This window comes from Pseudoalteromonas sp. ABE4_541 (assembly GCF_056312285.1).
Map to the genome: position 1 here is coordinate 84583 of NZ_JBSVEM010000005.1, position 18993 is coordinate 103575.

At 42.0% G+C, this 18993-nt stretch carries 18 protein-coding genes; 3 read left to right on the forward strand and 15 right to left on the reverse strand.

Annotated features, from left to right (window positions below):
- Positions 1–124: 124 nt before the first annotated feature.
- The gene (locus ACW689_RS06715; protein WP_476289602.1) at positions 125–796 is read left to right on the forward strand and encodes an ABC transporter ATP-binding protein; all 672 of its coding nucleotides are present in this window, start codon (positions 125–127) and stop codon (positions 794–796) included.
- A complete protein-coding gene (locus ACW689_RS06720) occupies positions 790–3291 on the forward strand; it encodes an ABC transporter permease (RefSeq protein ID WP_476289604.1) in 2502 nt (833 codons plus the stop codon). Before ACW689_RS06715 ends, ACW689_RS06720 begins: the two co-directional genes overlap by 7 nt.
- A gap of 57 nt (positions 3292–3348) precedes the next feature.
- Here ACW689_RS06720 and ACW689_RS06725 read toward each other — a convergent pair whose 3' ends face one another.
- The gene (locus ACW689_RS06725) at positions 3349–5634 is read right to left on the reverse strand and encodes an aminotransferase class V-fold PLP-dependent enzyme (RefSeq protein ID WP_476289606.1); all 2286 of its coding nucleotides are present in this window, start codon (positions 5632–5634) and stop codon (positions 3349–3351) included.
- Positions 5635–5941: 307 nt separating this feature from the next.
- Here ACW689_RS06725 and ACW689_RS06730 point away from each other — a divergent pair, with 307 nt between their 5' ends.
- On the forward strand, positions 5942–7813 hold the full coding sequence (locus tag ACW689_RS06730) for a S8 family peptidase (protein ID WP_476289608.1): 1872 nt from the start codon (positions 5942–5944) through the stop codon (positions 7811–7813).
- Between the two features lie 54 nt (positions 7814–7867).
- Here the strand turns inward: ACW689_RS06730 and ACW689_RS06735 are convergent, their stop codons facing one another.
- From ACW689_RS06735 to ACW689_RS06800, 14 genes are all read right to left on the reverse strand, one after another.
- The gene (locus tag ACW689_RS06735) at positions 7868–8296 is read right to left on the reverse strand and encodes a GNAT family N-acetyltransferase (RefSeq protein ID WP_476289610.1); all 429 of its coding nucleotides are present in this window, start codon (positions 8294–8296) and stop codon (positions 7868–7870) included.
- Positions 8297–8298: 2 nt separating this feature from the next.
- Positions 8299–8805, reverse strand: coding sequence for a hypothetical protein (locus ACW689_RS06740; protein WP_476289612.1), 507 nt, complete (start codon positions 8803–8805; stop codon positions 8299–8301).
- A gap of 32 nt (positions 8806–8837) precedes the next feature.
- A complete protein-coding gene (locus tag ACW689_RS06745; RefSeq protein WP_476289614.1) occupies positions 8838–9668 on the reverse strand; it encodes a substrate-binding periplasmic protein in 831 nt (276 codons plus the stop codon).
- Positions 9669–9717: 49 nt separating this feature from the next.
- Entirely contained in the window at positions 9718–10191 is a 474-nt protein-coding gene (locus tag ACW689_RS06750) for a VOC family protein (RefSeq protein ID WP_476289616.1), read from the reverse strand.
- A 132-nt stretch (positions 10192–10323) separates the two neighbouring features.
- Positions 10324–10719: a hypothetical protein gene (locus ACW689_RS06755; RefSeq protein ID WP_476289618.1), complete on the reverse strand. Its 396-nt coding sequence runs from the start codon at positions 10717–10719 to the stop codon at positions 10324–10326.
- A 1302-nt stretch (positions 10720–12021) separates the two neighbouring features.
- Positions 12022–12564, reverse strand: coding sequence for a GNAT family N-acetyltransferase (locus ACW689_RS06760; protein ID WP_476289620.1), 543 nt, complete (start codon positions 12562–12564; stop codon positions 12022–12024).
- Positions 12565–12677: 113 nt separating this feature from the next.
- A complete protein-coding gene (locus ACW689_RS06765) occupies positions 12678–13145 on the reverse strand; it encodes a GNAT family N-acetyltransferase (protein ID WP_476289622.1) in 468 nt (155 codons plus the stop codon).
- Positions 13146–13196: 51 nt separating this feature from the next.
- Entirely contained in the window at positions 13197–13646 is a 450-nt protein-coding gene (locus ACW689_RS06770; protein WP_476289624.1) for a hypothetical protein, read from the reverse strand.
- 94 nt (positions 13647–13740) lie between these two features.
- Entirely contained in the window at positions 13741–14322 is a 582-nt protein-coding gene (locus tag ACW689_RS06775; RefSeq protein WP_476289625.1) for a nucleoside deaminase, read from the reverse strand.
- A 17-nt stretch (positions 14323–14339) separates the two neighbouring features.
- Positions 14340–14822 carry a cupin domain-containing protein gene (locus ACW689_RS06780; RefSeq protein ID WP_476289627.1) on the reverse strand — a complete coding sequence of 161 codons (483 nt, stop codon included), beginning with the start codon at positions 14820–14822 and terminating at the stop codon, positions 14340–14342.
- A gap of 123 nt (positions 14823–14945) precedes the next feature.
- Positions 14946–16712, reverse strand: coding sequence for a flavohemoglobin expression-modulating QEGLA motif protein (locus ACW689_RS06785; protein WP_476289629.1), 1767 nt, complete (start codon positions 16710–16712; stop codon positions 14946–14948).
- Complete coding sequence (locus ACW689_RS06790) at positions 16709–16933, reverse strand: hypothetical protein (protein WP_476289631.1); 225 nt, start codon at positions 16931–16933, stop codon at positions 16709–16711. The genes ACW689_RS06785 and ACW689_RS06790 overlap by 4 nt, the downstream gene beginning before the upstream one ends.
- Positions 16917–17963 (reverse strand): glutathione synthetase, encoded by a 1047-nt coding sequence (locus ACW689_RS06795; protein WP_476289633.1) that lies wholly within the window; start codon positions 17961–17963, stop codon positions 16917–16919. The genes ACW689_RS06790 and ACW689_RS06795 overlap by 17 nt, the downstream gene beginning before the upstream one ends.
- A 358-nt stretch (positions 17964–18321) precedes the next feature.
- A complete protein-coding gene (locus tag ACW689_RS06800) occupies positions 18322–18948 on the reverse strand; it encodes a LysE family translocator (RefSeq protein WP_476289635.1) in 627 nt (208 codons plus the stop codon).
- Between the last annotated feature and the right edge of the window lie 45 nt (positions 18949–18993).

The following is an 18993-nucleotide window of genomic DNA, read 5'->3' on the forward strand; positions in this document are numbered from 1 at the left end:
CTCTTTGTGCTTTGCAAATCTTAATTTAAAGAATGTGAAGGCCGCGTGAAATTATCTTTTCACACTGTCTTCACATCCGAGTTGGCAATTTATTACTCACTTTTAGCCAACTGAGATAAATTGCATGCAGCCAAATCAAGGGATCAACATAACAGCTTCAAACCTTTCTCACCAGATCACACTGCAAAGTGGGGAAGCACTCACCTTATTGGATAACATCTCTTTGTCTGTAAAAAGTGGTGAGCAAGTTGCTATTACGGGCGCATCAGGCAGTGGCAAATCTTCTTTGCTGACTTTATTGGCAGGCCTTGAGAGAAAACAGCAAGGTCATATCAGTTACATACAAGATGGTTACAGCATCAATGTGCATACTTTGCGACAAAAGACGGGGTTTGTTTTTCAACAGTTTCATCTTTTACCTGAATTGGATGCTTTAAGTAATGTAGCTTTACCGCTGACACTACGTGCATGTAAAGATGCACAAACAAAAGCAAGATCTTGGCTCGAACGAGTCGGATTGGCCCACCGCCTTCATCAACCCATCAACAAACTAAGTGGTGGTGAACAACAAAGAGTGGCAATCGCAAGAGCGCTGGTGATAGAGCCGAGTTTAATCTTTGCCGATGAGCCCACAGGCAATCTTGACGAACAAACCGCTCATGATATTGCCAGTTTGATACGCGAGTGTGCTAAGCAGGCCAACGCCACTTTGCTACTCGTCACGCACAATCTCTCGCTTGCAGCACAGTTAGATAAGCAGTACCAGCTTGAGAAAGGGACGCTGTCGCTATGCTAAATTCAAATTTCAAACACTGCATTGCACTTGGTGCACTTACCTTGCGACACATGTGGCAACAAACTAAGCGGGGTAATACCTTACTCACTTGCGTTTGCTTGAGTGTCTTATTTTTTTATCTCATTTTTATCAGCTTGGTCAGCAAAGGGACTACGAGTTACTTGCAACACAATTTGAGCACATTACTTGGTGCCGACTCTATTGTGCAAGTAAATAGAGCACTCCCTAATACGCACTTGAAAACACTGCAAAGCTTAACCACTCAATTTAGCCAAAGCCGACTGTATAAACTCACACTCACACATCAAGGCAAATTTCAGTCGATTCAGTTAAAAAGCGTTGATGACCATTATCCTGTACAGGGCAAGCTCACATACAGTAACAACTATGACTTAGTTGGCAAAACCGCCCAAACGCCACCTAAAGCCAATGAAATATGGCTAGAACCTCGGCTTGCTGCTGCACTGAATGTAAAGCTTGGCGAGCAACTGCAAATTGGCGCCTCAACACTCACTTTTACCGCTCATTTGCTTGGTGAACCTGATAGGCTTATGGAGGGGCACAGCACCGATATGCGCGCATTGACACACAATGACAGCTTTAAAAGTATTCATCTAGAAGCGAAAAAGTATCGCTACCTACTTGCCCATAACGAAGAGCATGTCGGCGCAATACAAACTGCACTCAGTGCGGTCCCAGACACAGAGCTATTTAGCAAAGCGCTGGGTAATCATCCGCTATCAGCCATATACAACCGCGTAGAAAAGTTTCTTGGTTTATTGAGCATTTTACTGATTATTTTGGCCAGTATTACACTCTATCTTGCGAATAAAAAAACCTATCAACCTCTGACACGCTTTATCGCAATTTGTATGGCCAATGGTATGCACGACAGGCTTAAGGCGGTTGTTATCGTAATTGCCAGTTTATTCATCTTACTTTGTAGCTTATTGCCTGCATTTGCTTTAGCAGCGGCTTGCGCACTTATTTTTGAGCAATTTGCCCAGCAATTCTTCAATGAGTTTACTTTGCTCTGGAATACCACAGCACTTTTGCAGTCGGGCTTGTTATGTATCGTCATTTATCTGGGCGTCTCGCTGCCCAGTATCACCGATGTATGCTCAATTCAGCCAATACGGTTACTGCAGCCGCATCAACAAAAACCTAAAAACTTACTGTTTAAAAGTACTTGCTATGGTTCATTAATAATTGGACTAGTTTACTTCTACTCTGACAACTGGACACTCACCACCATGTTATTAGGTAGCTTTGTTATTTGCTCCGTTTTGCTTATAGCTTTGAGTACATGTGTACTTAGTGGGGGACATAAGCTTTGCCAACATAGAACAAGACTACTTGGCTTTACCCTGTATCTGATGCGCAAGCGAATTTACTTAAAAGCAGCACAAATGATGGCTTTAGGCATTAGCTTAACTGTCTTATTAATGAGCTTGAGGATCCATCAAGACATTACTAGCATGCTCGAACGATTTCAATATCATCAGCAGGGTAACTTACTGATCACGCAAGCAGACCCAACTCAAGCACATGCGTTAAAGCAGTTTTTATCTGAACAAAACGGTGAACTTAAAGAGCTATTCAACTATCAATACGCACAACTTACTCATATTAATAGTAAAACCCTGAACGAAGCCGATGTGCCTGTGAGTGACTCCTTACGTGTCGTGCAAAATGCAGTGCGCCTGCATTGGCATGCCCAATTGCCCGATAACAACACATTACTTGAAGGACAATGGCAAAGTGAGGATTCAAAAGAGGGTGTGATCAATATTTCTGTTGAAGACGAAGTGTTCAATGAGCTCAACTTAGAATTGGGCGACTATATCAATATGCAGCTCACCAGCAGCAATATAAAGTTTAGGGTAAACTCCGTACATCGCTTTACTCCAGGCAAAAGTAACATCACATTTTGGTTCGTTGCACAACACCCTCAACCAATTTCAAGCGCACCAATTTACGCCATGGGCAGCGCTGAAATCGATACTAAAACGTGGCAAGCGCTTGGCCAATTGTGGCAACAACATCCCACTATGCGACTGCATTCGATTGATACACTGCTCAATCAAACTCGTCACTATTTAAACTTGCTCAGTGGTGCAGTACTTAGCTATAGCTTGCTACTTGGCATACTCACTGCCTTGTTATTCTGGGCTGCAATTCAACGTCATCTCACGCAAGATAAAAAAAGAAATGGGCTGTTATTATGCTTCGGGTTAAGTGTCAAAGAGCAATATAAATTAGCTTGTTATGAATGGTGTATAACGACACTATTACCCAGTCTAACCGCCGTCGGATGTGTTTACATCACCATGGGTGCTTTTTATCAATACGAACTGGGTATGCGCTACCAGCCCCAATACATAGCGCTTTTAGCACAAGGCATTGGTATTGGTTGCTTCATTGCACTATTTGGATTACTCGCAACAAGAAAACAGTTTACGAGAAGTATTCGGGGACTATTAAGTGAATCTTAATGTTTAAAGGGCCTGTAAAGGCCCTTTACAACTTTTCCGCCTGCTATTTACTTGCTGTTAAGCTCCTTGCGCGAGTGCATAGCCGCCTTTTAAGTGACCAACATGCTCAAAACCCAATCGTGTCAGTGCTTGCGCTGCAACTTGTGAACGGCTGCCACTTCGACACACCAGGATCAGTTCTTGAGATTTGTCATGTTGCTGTTGGCAAATAAAGTCCGTCAAACGTGTTAAAGGCACATTCATATCAAACTCTTGGCTATGGTTTAAGGCATACTCATGCGGTTCACGAATATCTATCAGTTTTACGCTCGACTTTGATTGGAGCTTATATTTAAGCTCACTCGCGCTGTATTCCTTATGCTGGTTTTTATGACAACTGCCAACAAAAGCACCACACATGATCTCTTCACCCACTTCGTCGTTAATGTTGGTATCAAGTTGCGCTTTTTGTGCAACAAAATTAGCCACATCCACTGAGCCGGATAGTACGCCCGCCAGTAGAGTATTTCGATTTGCTTCCGCGTTAAACGTGGTCACAAACTCATTGTGATAATCATGGCTCGGACACAACAGACTTTGCTCTGACACCAGCTCATGCAGTTGATGTAGGCTCGTATACATTTTGTTTGCATCACTGCTTTCAAAGTTGGTTCTACCAAGACTCCCCATTAACACTAAGTCTCCGCAAAAAACATAGCTTACTTTTAGTTCTCCATTATCAGCCGCGTGCTTATCACATAAGATCAGTGAAATACTGTCTTGTGTATGACCTGGTGTAGCCATGCACAATAAGTACTTATCACCAATTGTAATGGCTTCATAATGTGTATTGTTCAACGTCACAGTCGCAGTATGGTTTGGCCAACCAAGGTGGTCAGCGGTTTGTTCTGCAAGGTGCTGTTCAGCCAATACCACGCGACCAGAAACATGATCCGCATGACCGTGTGTATCAATCGCGCCGACAAGTTGTAATTGCTGACACTCTAAAATAGTTAACAGACGATTAGATAGCTCAGGTAACGGATCAATAATAATCGCTTGCTTGGTTATTGGATCAGCATATAACCAAGTGCAACTTCCACCCACTTTTAACTGCACTAAACCTTTTAATTGCGATTTAACATCAATATTGCCAGTTGCATTCAATAAGCAGCTATGGCCTAGCGCTTGTGCACAATGATGAATGCGATCACAAGCCTCATCAATTTGTTGCTGTGTAACTGCCGGCCCAAACGACATACGAATAGCCGACTCACTTTGCCAAGCTGGCAAACCCATCGCATCCAACACAAAGCTGCGAGTCACTTTCGAGCTACATGCAGAACCTGAACTAACACGAATATTGGCCGCATCAAACAAATCCATGATCTCTTTTGAACTAAAGCCCGGTATCGCGAAATTCAATGTAGTTGGTACACTATTTGAAAAATCATGGTTAAATACAACCGTTGGAAAGGCATTTTTCAGCGCCAAAGCTAACTGAGAGCGGAACATATGTAGCTGCTCAAGCGGCGCAAATAATCCATCACCCTGCTCAAGTAGCTCATCTAATACAACATTTAAAGCGGCCATACCTGGCAGGTTTTCCGTCCCAGAGCGAAGCCCACCCTCTTGGCCACCACCGGCAATAAATGGCGTAAACGGCGCACCTTCACGAATATAGACAAAACCAATCCCTTTTGGTGCATATAACTTGTGACCACTAAAAGGCGCATAGTCGATGCTTGTATCCGCTAGATGCAAACAACGTTTACCCAGGGCTTGCACACAATCGACCATCCAAAACACGTGCTCGTTATTCGTGCGAATAACTTGCTCAAGTTGTTTAAGATCTTGATATACGCCCGTCTCGTTATTCACTGCCATAGTGCAAATCATCAAGGTGTTGGGCACTTCACGAGCAATAAAGTCTAGGTCCAGTTCACCTTTTCCATTAACAGGAATGGGCTTAACCTGCGCGTTGACCTCTAGCACTTTGTTCCAGTGCTTCAGAGATTCTGGTACCGCTTTATGCTCCGTTGCACCATACAAAATACTGTATTGCTTACCTTGTTCCATGCCCTGCTTTGCATTATACAAAGCGGAAATAATGCCGGTTTGGATCCCCTCAGTTGCACCGCTGGTAAAAATAACCTGTCCTTTGCCTGCCCCCAGTACTTTAACTGCTTTATTGCGTGTTTCGTCCATAATCTGCTTCGCTTGCAAGCCACATATATGGCTGCTGCTTGGGTTGCCAAACATGATTTCCATGGTAGATAAAGCCGCCTTGGCAGCCTTAGGTAAAACGGGTGTAGTAGCGTTAGCATCTAGATATATTTGACTTAACACTGGTTGCTCAGACATGACAGGACCTTTCTTTATATGGAACCTATTACATATAACCAAAAAGAATATGTAATTACTTATTGCTATATTAGCAAGTTGTACTGCTTATTCAACCATTAATTTTGTGTGGATTTTGTGCAATGCCTTGCCATAACACACCTTCCCCCCCGTTAGAGTCATCACTTTCCTGTTAACACTTATAACTTTTATTGTGCCGTTTTAGTTAATTTCAAGTTAAAAAATTATATCCAGATAGTTTATTTTTTGTTCTTTTTGCGTCATGGTAAAAGCGAATCCACTTAAAACAACATGTAAAGGAAATAATATGAACAAGCTAAACACTCTCACTTTAGCCGTTAGCTTAGGGCTTACTTCTCAGGCATTTGCAGCGAAAATGATGCCCGTGAACCCTGAGAAAGCAATCGAAGACAAATACATCGTTGTATTTGACACGCCTAGTGTTATTAACAGCAAAGATGCGGAAATCGTCGCCGATTACCTAAGCACTCAAGGGAATAATCTAGAAACGAAGTACAACGTAAAAGTTGAACGTAATTTTGGTACAGCTCTGAACGGTGTACTTGTAAAAGCATCTAAAAGACAAGCAGCAGAAATGTTAAAAGATGGCAACATCAAATACATTGAACAAGACCAAATCGTACAACTAGACCCTGCTGTTGACGTTAAAGCACAACAGCTTGTTGAAACCAATGGCGATCAAAGCAATGCAGTATGGGGCCTAGATCGTATCGACCAAGCTGATCTACCACTAAATGGTGTTTATCACTATGACTATGATGGCTCAGGTGTAACAGCTTACGTTATCGATACTGGTGTACTAGTTAGCCATAACGAATTTGGTAACCGTGCTAGCCATGGTTATGACTTTGTCGATAACGATTCGGATGCAACCGACTGTAATGGCCACGGTACTCACGTTGCGGGTACTATTGGTGGTTCAACCTACGGCGTAGCCAAAAATGTGAATGTCGTAGGTGTGAGAGTATTGAGCTGTAGTGGTTCTGGTACTAACTCTGGTGTTATCTCAGGGATCAACTGGGTTAAAAATAATGCAAGTGGCCCTTCAGTTGCAAACATGAGCTTAGGCGGTGGCGCATCACAATCGCTTGATGATGCGGTAAATAGTGCGGTTGCTTCGGGTGTTTCTTTCGTCGTTGCTGCAGGTAATGATAACAGCAGCGCATGTAACTACTCACCAGCTCGCGCAGCAAGTGCGGTTACTGTTGGCTCTACTACAAGCAGTGATAGTCGCTCTAGCTTCTCAAACTATGGCTCTTGTTTAGATATCTATGCGCCTGGTTCAAGCATCAAATCAGCTTGGTATAACTCTAACACGGCAACAAATACTATCAGCGGTACGTCTATGGCCGCACCACATGTTGCGGGTACGGTTGCGCTTTACTTAGACGAAAATCCAAGCTTAAGCCCTGCACAAATTGACCAAATGCTGAGCAGTAAGAGCGCGAAGGACAAAATCTCAGATGCTAAATCAGGTTCACCAAACGCACTACTACAAGCTGCAAGTGGCCCAGTTGTAGAACCAGAAGTGATTGAGCTTACCAGTGGCGAAGGTAAACAAGCAAGCGGTGCAACCGGCTCAGCAACCTACTATAAAATTGCCGTACCAAATGGTAGTAGCGCACTTTCATTTGTATTAACTGGTGGCTCTGGTGATGCTGACCTGTATGTTAAACAAGGTCAAAAGCCAACAACTAGTGACTACGCTTGTCGCCCATACAAAAATGGTAACGAAGAGCAATGTGACTTCAGCAACCCAGCAGGCGGAGAGTGGTTCGCAATGCTACACGGTTACGCTTCATATAGCGGCGCGACTATCACAGCAACTGTAGGTGGTGACACAGGATGCGGTAGCAACTGCTTACAAAACGGTGTGCCTGTTACAGGCTTATCAGGTAGCCGCAATGATCAGTTGAACTACTCGATTGAAGTGCCTGCAAACGTGACTTTAAACGTCACTATGTCAGGAGGCTCTGGTGATGCTGATTTATACGTCAAAAAAGGCGCAGCACCAACAACATCAAACTGGGACTGTCGTCCATATCAAAATGGTAATAACGAAACATGTAGCTTGAACTCTGGTACCGGTGGTACTTACTACATCATGCTAAACGGCTACAGCAGCTTCTCAGGCGTGAGCTTGGTTGGCGAATACTAATCTATAACTCCCCGGTGACTAAGCCCTAACTTTGTCGTTAGGGCTTTTTCATCACTATTTTTCTAACTTAAATTCTATTTCAAATTCATCTATCATTGCACCTCGTAACCAGCCTTGAGTGGCATAAAACCGCTCCGCACGCGTGTTCACTTCCGTGCTCAATGTCACTTGTTTATGACCCAGTGAAAAAAGATACTCAGTTGCTAAGTTCAACAACTGTTTCGCATATCCACGACCCTCAAAGCCGGGCTTCACGAACAAAGCCCAAATACTACTCGCGTTTTTGTCAGCATAGCTAAAGGCTACAATTTGCGATTGATATTCACATACCCAGCCTCGGCCTAGTTCTTCTAAGTAATCTTGATACATTTGCCATGTGATCCGCCCAGGGTTAAGTAACACGTTTTCTTTTACTGCTAAACGGATCTGGGACATCATTTCAATGTCAGTTGTTCTTGCCTGCCGAAACACAATATCGGTCATGCCTACTTTCCTTCTTCCTCTTGATTTATACGTTTATACAAACCGTCAAACGTGGTGTGCCACTGAGCTTGATCTGATCTTAAACGCGTTTCCCACAGCTGGCGCACAGTGCCATCCTTATTAGGTGTCCAAGTGATCCGCTCTTGGATAATTTGGCTATTTTTATCATACCGAGTACCAGAAAGCACCATTCTTCCTTGCTCCATACCGCCATTGAGACGCAGTAACGTGCCCGTATTATCGCCCCATGTTTGGTGCCATTGCTGGGCACCTGCATCAAACATATTAATACTTTCTCCACTAAAGCCCGATTGACTCTTATAGTTTTCTTTTACCATACAAGTGCCATGCTCAAGAGTGATGGTATTTTTACCCACCAGCTTATTATCGGGCGTAAAGACCTGCCACTCTCCTAACCAAAAATCGAATTGACGATAGATAGGTTCATCACAAGTTGCGTTCACTGCTGAGCTGAATAAGCATAAATACATGCATATCGCTTTTTTCATACCAGAATCTCCTATCTCAAAAAACATCGAATTTAATTTTTGCTTCTGTGGGGCTTATCGCTTTCTTTATATGTGCCAATTATTTGCTGCAGTTCACCTGACTTTCTTAGTTGATATAAAGCAATATCAAATTGTTTTCTAAACCTACCTGCAAATTGATATCGCCCTTTCTTAATAGCGGGTTCAGAATATCCAATATAAACAGGGTCTTCACCAACAGTCGGACCTTTTTGCCATTTAACATGATAGTGTTTGCTAAACGAGTCCAGTTTTTGCAACTTTGCGATTTCGATGTTAAAAAGTAGTTCTTCGGTCATAATACAATCTAGCCGCCCTTTTAAAAGCATCTGCACAAGCACAGCTGCACTTCTCGTTTGAGTAAGCGTAATCCGCTTGTTTCGTACTGCACTATGAAATGCATCTCCTCCCCAGCCATCGTATCCGGCAACACTGCCAATATGAAGCGAGTAGAAATCTTTCGGCCAGTTTGACAAGCGCATTTCCAAGATTTTCTGCGAGCATACCGTAATTATTTTTTCAGTAAAAAAAGGCAATGAGTAGGGATATAAATAAGGCCAATCATGGCCGTGAAAAAATACGGGTGCAATCGCAAACCCTTCGCCACGTTCCATCATCAGTTTACCTCTGTCCCAAGGCACAGCTTTGATTGTGATCTCAAAGTTAGGCATATTGCGAAAAGCCGCTGTTAGTATATCAACATATAGCCCTTTGGCGGTGCCTTGTTCAATATAACTAAACGGTTTGTAAGCATCATCAACATAAACGGTTACTTGCGTTCTATCAGCAACAGCCCTCGTACTATTGCACAGTAAACACAGCAATAACAAGGTTCGCCAATTCATATCGGTACTCGCCTAAAACCTTTTAGTACCAAGCTGAAAGTGAGTTAGTTTATACATCCGTCTGTTTACTCATAAAATCAGCCATTCGTTCAAGTAACTGCGCCTGAGTTAAATCTTCGATATGTGTGGCAATTGTCCAAATGTGTCCAAAAGGATCCTCTAACGTACCTGCTCTGTCCCCATAAAACTGATTATGCACGGGCCTTAGTTCACGAGCGCCATGCTCAATGGCCGTGGAGAACACAGCATCTACATTTTCAACATATAACATAATACTCACAGGTGTACCACCTATCCCTTTGGGATCCTGAAAATGCACCTCAGAACACATGTCTGATAACATAATGTGAGAGTCACCAATTTTTAGCTCCGCATGCGCAATACCGTCATCAGGCATAGGTAGCTGGATCACCAATTGCGCATCAAACACAGTTCGGTAGTACTCAATTGCTTTAAGCGCACCGTCGATGATCAAATAAGGGGTAAGACTGTGGTATCCTTTGGGTATGGGTGACACTGCCATCAATGTATCCTCTTAGTATATTGAATACTGATCGTAGACGAAAATAGGAGCAAGTGCATACTCCAAGTCCCAGCTAAAAGGTATTGCACAGCCGTTAACAAAATTGTTTAAAGAATAACAAGGGCTTCAACGCTAACTCCGTTTATTGTCGATATGCATAACCACTTTTTTAAGCTCATTAATGGCAATTTTTCGACCTTTATATGCGACTAAAGCCTTATCAAAATACACCTTTGATTGCTCTAGGTTTTCAAGCTTTTCGTGCAGTAGGCCTATTCGTAAGTATGTATAGGCCAAACGATTCGCTCCAACTTCCATTTCAGCCACATTGAGTTCAGACTCAAGTAAACGCGCCAACGATTTTAGGGCATATAGCGCACTTTCAGGTGTCCCAGTAAGGTATTGAACATTGGCTATGGCTATTTCTCTTTTTAGAAAGTTTTCAGATAAGTCATGCGCAAATGTACAGGCACTCATAGTAATTGAGAGTGATAAACTTAATGTCGTCAAGCGCCTCATTTTAGCCATCCCTATTTACTTGTATATAAATTGTGAACGTAGTCTATATAAGCATTATTTCAGAAATAACACAATCTGGAGCGAGTCCATTTAGAAGCCCTCCTTTGATTTGAAATAAACTGGATCTTTAATAAAAGTTTAAACACTTAAGCATACCTATTACAAAAAGCGTCACTAACATCCCCTTTAAAAGCTAGCAAATGGAAATAAAAGGAAATTTATGAAACTCAAGTTAAAGAAAAAAAGTTAAAAAATCTACGTGATTCCGCCAGCGTTCAATTAACAGTGACCCCAAAAATTGCTGGTGGTAACATCACCCCTAGTCCACAATGGTCAAGAGGTGGCATTTGTGGTCCAGGCCCCTATCCCGGCGATCCTAGATATACAATCACACTGCCTTATACTGTATCACCCAAATACACTGGGTGCGGATGTGATTGGGCGTAATAGTTTGTCCAATGTTATTATTCTTTATCATTTTAAATGTTGAAGACGAACCAAAGAATTCGGCTGAACTTTCGAAAGTTAGTTGACCTACAGCGAATGCTGTAGGTCTTTATTGAGTCACCTTTTCATATCTTTGTATCGACAATTCAAGGAAAACAAAAAGCACTTTGTAAATCATGTAGCTACATTGCTGAAGCTTCTTTCAAGCCGTCACGGCAAACAGTGAACGATCAGCCATTCTAATCAGGTATACTCTTTCGCGAAACAGCACCCAAAAAATGATAAATGAGGAATTAACAGGGGCTTTGTTTATATATCATGCCATACATAATCATGCTCCTAGGGCTTCTAACGGCTAAATTCAACTAACGTTAGTAACGAATAAGCACAACTCAAACCCACCAAATTGATATAAATGCCATTGCCTAAACTATTTCCCTTAAGAACATGCACGATAAGCCGATAGCCACCGCCCCGTGAACACAAATTTGGGAAAGGTATAGAGTTGTTCTAGTAGTATTCGAATAACCGCATTATAAGTGCTGGTAAATGGCTCTGGCGGACTAGATTCTTTCTTATGTCCAACACCTTGAAGGGCAATTGAAAGTGTCATCGCAAGTACTGCTGCTAATATTCCTTGCCAACTGAGGTTTATCAAACAAACAAGTAAAGCCAAAAAGCCCACAATAAAAAATAGGCACAAATAGTATATGGATAATCAAGTTGTTACGCGATTGATGAAATTGACAATAGCCCTGCCACTGCCATTGAAGAAGTTGCTTAAGCGTCATTTTTACTCCCTAGTTCCTTTGAGTACCATTTTTAATAAAAACAGTGAGTTAACATACCTTCTTATAGGTAATGCTAGAGCATGTGGATCTTTTTACTCATTGGCACAAATCGGATGAACAGGGTCTCAGATAATGGATAATCAACACTTTCTCCCGCTACAAAACCGTGTCGCTCATACAGTTTTTGACCAGGCAAAGTCGACATTAGTTCTAAGCACTCAAATCCTTTAACACGGGCAGCATGTTCACACGTTTTCATCAACAAGGAGCCTATGCCTTTACGTGCATAAGTTGGCTTGACGAAAAACGCTCTTATTTTAGCCGCATCAGTCTTTGGGTTTAGCATTTGAGGGTCTCTAGCGGCTTCTTGATCATTGCCAAAGAGGGTTTTGCGAAAGCTCCAACCTCCACAACCAATTAACTCGTCACCGTTTTCCACCACAAAATAAGTGCTATCGGCGACAAGCTGTGAGTCAACGCCCAATGCATTTTGTAACGCCAGCTCTATTTGTTCAGCTGAATAGTCATCTTGAGATAGCCCCCATACGGAGTCTTGGATCAATTGCTCAATATTTGCGATATCACTTGGCTGTGCAGTCCTAACCACGTACTCCATACCTTTTAATCCCTTTGTTGTATTAGCTATGTTTTATTGTTGTAATTTTTATATTATGTTTTACACAACGCATCAACTTTTTGCTGTTATTTTAACCACACAGAGCGTATCAACTACTCACAGTCTAAATACATGGGAATATCTATCATCCCATTACGATTTCGTATGCCATCAATACGCTGAAAACCAAAGCGAAGGTAAACTGGCTCTGCGTTAAGAGCTGAATTAACCGTAAAGTGCCCTGAGTTCCCTTGCTCTAGTGCTCTTCGTTTTACGATATCCCATAAAGCTCGAGACAGACCAAGGCCTTGATAATCATCATCGACAAACAAGTGATACAAATGGCGAGTATCTATTATGCTGGCAACACCTACGATGTCATTATGCTCAGTAACTGCCACCACATAATCAAAGCCACTTTGTATATATTCGACTATTTTCTGTTCTGACATCGCTGCTAGTAAAAACTCTGTGCAATGCGCTTCAATCGTCGGGCAAACATATTTTTCAGCCAGCGGCATAATTAAATCGCTGATACTTTTGCTATCCTTGATAGATGCTTGTCTGATAATAATATTCATCGCCATTCCTTGATTGGTCGATTTCATTGATATTTTAGTACAACGTTATGCTTAACGTTCGTTGGATTGGCGAACAGATTTTGCGATAGCCTCTAACTCTTCCCTTGACAGGCCTGAGGTTACTTCAAGTGCGTCTAAATTAGCATCTAAAGTTTGTTGTTTGGCATATTCTTTTTGTTTCTTAATACCAGCTTGCAATGCCGCTACTCGGATCTGTTCTAAGATTTGTTCTTCCCGCTGTACATCACTTAGGCTAATTTGTTTTGGTGTAAATAGATGCCAGTCTTTCGACAATTGCGCTCCACGAAACAACTTCATACTTAGAAAAACAACGGCGAGACTTGGTAGGAACAACACGAAAATAGCAACGATGAGTGAAAATGTATCTATTTCATTTTGCAATATAATTAAGGCCAGAATGATCAGTAAAGCACTACTTGTAAAACCAAAAACGGCCAGTGAATTTTTTAATCCTTTTACGACAGAAGCCGAAATCTTCATCGTTTACTTATCCCTAAATACAAAACAAAGAAAATATATCGCTTTTTAGTATGAGGGTAAAGGCTCTATGTGTTCAATAAAGAGCCAAAAACATTTATAACACCGTGGGCTTATTGACTACACTGAGTCCCTGCCAGTCTTCTAAGTCTTGCTCTGGTTTTTCCACTCTAAATTTGGCATACAATTCTATACCTTTTTGATCTTCATACACTTCTACGTCAATGCCCTTGTCACGCAGCAATTGTTCATTACCCGACGCGTTGGTAATGTCTCCCACAACCACTTTGCTAAAACCACGCATATATAACAAAGTAGCACACACATCACATGGGCTTAGACTGGTAAACAAAGTCGTTTTACTGAAATCAATTCTTCCTGCATCACGTATCGCCGACGTTTCGCCATGATTGTAAGGGTGATCTTCCTGTACCAGTGTGTTATGTCCTTTGCCTACAATTTGCCTAGTTTGATTATCGATAATCACAGCCCCAATTGGACATCCTCCTTCTTGATAACTCTTTTGTGCAAGCAATACTGCGATGCGCATAAAGTCGTGATCCGTCAGCTTGGCGCTAAACTCACCATTCATCAAAACTGGTAAGCTACGCGTAGGCATGTGCGCAATGACGTTTAATGCCTCGTCATTCACATGAGTGTGTTTTGTCAGTATAGTCATACGTTACCTCCTTGAAGTTAAGCTTTTTGGCCTGCATTTGGCTGTACTATGGCGTCAAAATCAACTAAATTCCACGGCAGCTCTTTTTGACGATAAATACGTTTTTGCAAGTTCGGATAATCAGCAACATCTTGGTCCAAACGCTGACCTACAACAATGCACTTAAAAATTGTGATCCCTGTATTAATGATAGTATGTGCAAGACCTCCTGCACGATAACCAATAAAATCTCCTGCTTTTATCACGTACGCTTGTTCGCCAATTTTAGCTGTTGCCTCACCTTCAAGTACGTAAACACATTCGTCCTCATGGTAATGTTTATGAAATTCAGTCGACTCATGGCCAGGTTTCACTTCAATAATATGAAAGCCAAAACCTGTCAGTCCCGTCAAATCGCCAAGAGATTTGTTGGTACGCTTAGCATTATCATTTAAAAAGTGTGTTTTTGAGATACCGGAGAGTGCGTCAATTTCTTCACGCGTTACAAGATACTTATCCATGAGATGTCCCTCGAATTTAATCAATAAACCGAGACTAACACAGTTCAACTGAGGGAAATATCTATGAGTGGACTTAAAACTAAAAAAGCAAAAGTGGGCATGGTGCCCACTTCTATATGCTGCTTACTTGATGGAACCTATCACGAAATCGAGAACAGGGTTACCTGAAGAGCGATAAGTTAAATCAAACAAAGACTGTGGTTTTGGCAGCATACCTCGCTCCACAATTTCCGAGATTACCCCTAAGTCTAATAAGCCAGCTTTACCCATTAATAAGTTATCTAACGGGTTGTGTTTTGCAAAGTGCAGCACATCCCTAAAGCCTTTTAAGTACAAATGATCTTTTGTAAAACCACCACCGCGATATACGCGAGCAGTTAAGGTAAATGCCGACTCTCTACTCATGGCATACTCCTCAATCAACATGTGGAATGTCTTCTTAAAGTTGCCATGGTCAAGCATATGCTGCACAGCAATTACACGCAGTGCCAAAGTTTTAAGCCGACCAATCGTTAAGCTTCTAGAACAATACTCACTGTAAATAGCCAAACCTTCCTGCGAATGGGTGTTACCAGCCAAGCCTAACGTAAACACTTTCAAAGGCAGCTTTTTAGCAATTAAAGTAGTCAACATGTGAATACCCAACTCATGGTATGCGTAGGCATGTAACTCGGGCTGAGTGAATTTTGCCTCTTTGTTGACCACCAATAGCGACTTTTCACTATTAACCATCGCCTTAGCAACCACCTTGTTGGACTTCTCAATACGGCATACTAAGCCCCATTGCTCAGCCATTTCCTTGAAATATGCCACGGCATCATCAGCATTAAGATCAGCCTTATGTTGCTCAATTTCATTGTTGTTCAAGTGCAAAATAAATTTGGCGTTTTCGACATCCGACGTTTGCGGCGCACCATAATATTTCAGTGAGTTATATAAAAAATTCTCACCACCTATGGTGCTTAACAAGTCAATTTTATTGGCCAAGTTATCAATAACATGACGATAAAGCTGTTGAATATCCGCATCCATGATCTCATCTACAGGCAACTGATACAGGTGCTCTCTAAACTTATATGGATTTATATTAAGCTGCTTATAAGTGAAATTAGGATTCACATTGGGGTTTTTCAAAAACCGGCTGCGCTCAGACGCGATATTCACTGGGTTAATATAGTTCAAGGTCTCTACATTTTTACATAATGCAAAAAGCGCTTTGTCTATTTTCAACACATCAGGGCTAATCGACGACGACAAAACATCAGCAGCTTGTGCGCTTTTACGTTTTCCGTAACGACGCACAAAATACGCAGCGGTCTCACTCACCGCATTTTTAAAACCCGCTTTGAGCTCTTCTAACACCAATGGGTAAACCTCTCCCGAGGTTTCATCCATAAATACTTTTTTCACCTCAGTTGGCAGTACCAAGGTGTTATCAAAATGCGCATTCACGTGCGAGATCAAATAGCCTCGACCTTGAAAAACTTCATCGGTTGCTGCGCGTACATCAATGTTGGGTAAGGTTATTTTGTTCAGTTGCTTTTCAAACTGCTCAGCAACTTTACCCCAGCGCTCAACATCAATTTGCCCCGACCCAATATTGAATGTCGGTGTATCACGCTCAATACGTTTGTAGTTGTATGAGTGAATATCAAAGATAATAGCGTTTTTAAAACGATGCTCAACTTCAGTCACTATTGCTTCTAGCACATTGTAAAATGCTTGATGCTTTTTATGGCTTTTCGCACGTTGTGCAGGGCTCAATGGTTTTTTCCAAACCTGCTTATCCCACGCCGTCTTAAAATAGGTTGAAAGCGTTTTAGCTCGGTTTAAGTCGTACTCAAATCGCGAGTCATTGCCAATTAGCTGAATTGGAAATGACGAGATCAACTCATTGTATACGGATCTTCTTCAAAAAATCGCTCTTCTTTTGACAGTAAAAACGACTTTTCAAGCTCGCTACGCAAGTTATGACCATTGTGGATGGCCGCGCAGATGATGGGCGAGTATTCATCAATTTTGATGATAAACGCACCTGACTCAACTTGCGCGTGAAAACATTCACCTTTTTTGATCAGCGCAATACACTGACTCTCAGACAGCGTTAGCATCTTCAATCACCTGTCTGAACTCGGACTTACGACTACGAACAAGCTCTTTTGCATGTACAACACTTTCAACAAAATCAATCACCTGAGATTGTAAACGCACACGGTTTAGCTTGTTAATGCGCACAATACCACCTGAGCTTAGGACGTTTACTTCAATCAGCTTGCCACCGATCACATCGATACCAGTGAAGTACAAACCATCACGCACCAGCTTAGGACCAATGTATTTACATAGCTTTTTCTCTTGTGCTGTTAATTTGTGTTTTACAACCCGGCCACCAGCGTGAACATTCGCACGCACATCGTTGGCATCAGGGATACGTTTCATCGCACCAATTGGCTCGCCATTGAGCATCAGAATACGTACGTCACCCTCTTCGGCACCTTCAACGTAGTCTTGTAAGATAACGTAGTTGCTGCCCTTGCCGTGCTCATCGCCACCGATATAAAAATCAAGCAATGAGCGGAAACTTTGGCGCGCGTTTTTCTCAAGAACGATCACACCGCGACCACCATAGCCGTCAAGTGGCTTGAGGATCATACGGTTGCTTGGCGACTCTTCAAAGATGCGCTCTAGGTATTCACGGTTTTTCGATACATGTGTTGCTGGGATAAACTCACTGGCAGTATCTTGAAATGACGCGGTATAGATTTTGTTGTTTGCGATACGCAAACCGTCTAAGTCGTTCATGATGAAGGTATCACCACGTACCGAGTCTAGGAAATTTAATGCTAGTGTATCAAGAGGCGGGTTAGCACGCATAATGATAGCGTCAAACCCAGCCATAGGCAGTTGAACACGCTTAAACTGCGCACTTTTGTAAAAACTAGGAATGTTGTCTGGGCATTTATTTGCTTTAGTGAACACATCGCAAAATGCGCTCGCCACACTATCACGAATGGTTAGGTTATTTACCGTTGCAAGTGCCACAGTATGGCCACGTTTTACGCACTCATGGATCAAACGTAAAGTTGAATCATTTTCAGGTTCAACTTTATTCCAAGGGTACATAATAAAACAAATTTTCACAGGCTTTAGTCTCTAAGTAGCTACAGTCATTACCAAGTATTTTGGCAGTGGAGTAAAGAAGCGTAGAGTACAAAATAGTACCGACCTGTGCTGAGAAATATTTTTATCGTGACGATAAAAAATAGTTAGCTTTCAACCATTTTAACCTCAAGTTTGAATAAGAGTTTTTAAACAGCAATGTTTTGTAATTTAGCCTTAACTCTAATCCAATGATGGTATTCTGTTCCGTATCAAGGCGTTTCTAAATGGTAATGACTGGCGATTATGAATGAACACAGCGCAGAGCGTGGACTAAATCGCTTTGTTGTTCAAATTCACTTATCCAAAGTTGAAGACTATTTAACTGACACTTTGTAATTCACCTTACTTTTGACTCCAATAGCATAGTAAAGCCAAGACTCGCTAAGAGCACAGCACAACAACGATTAAAAGTGTTCTGCACATTGCTTTGATTAAACCAGCTTTGCAAAAATGCGCCTATCCCAGCGTACACACTAATCGCGATTAACTCGAGTAACAAAAACAGGCTACCCAATTGAACAAACTGACTGCCAACCGCTTGGCTTGGTTCTACAAACTGCGGCAAGAAGGCTGTAAATATGAGTATTGCCTTTGGATTACCCAACGCCAATAAGCACTCTTGCTTTGCTAATGTCTTTATCGCAGTATGTTGCCGCTTTGTACTTTGCTTTATGCTAGATACTGGCGCTTGCCATAGCTTGTAAGCCAACCAAAATAAGTAAACTGCACCCAACAGCTTTATAGTGAAAAACAACGTTTCAGATGCTAACAACACAACCGCTAAGCCACTAGCCGCTAAAACTATCATCAAGACAAATGCAAATAGACGCCCCACCCCCGCCAATACTGAAGCTCTGAAACCTTGTTGCTGAGCGTTGTGTAGCGCCATTAAATTATTAGGACCGGGTGCCATATTCAGAGCAAAACAGGCGGGGACAAACAACAACAACGTAGCAAAACTCATAGCACTCCCTTTAATATAAATAGTAGGCTGTTCTCAAAAATATTT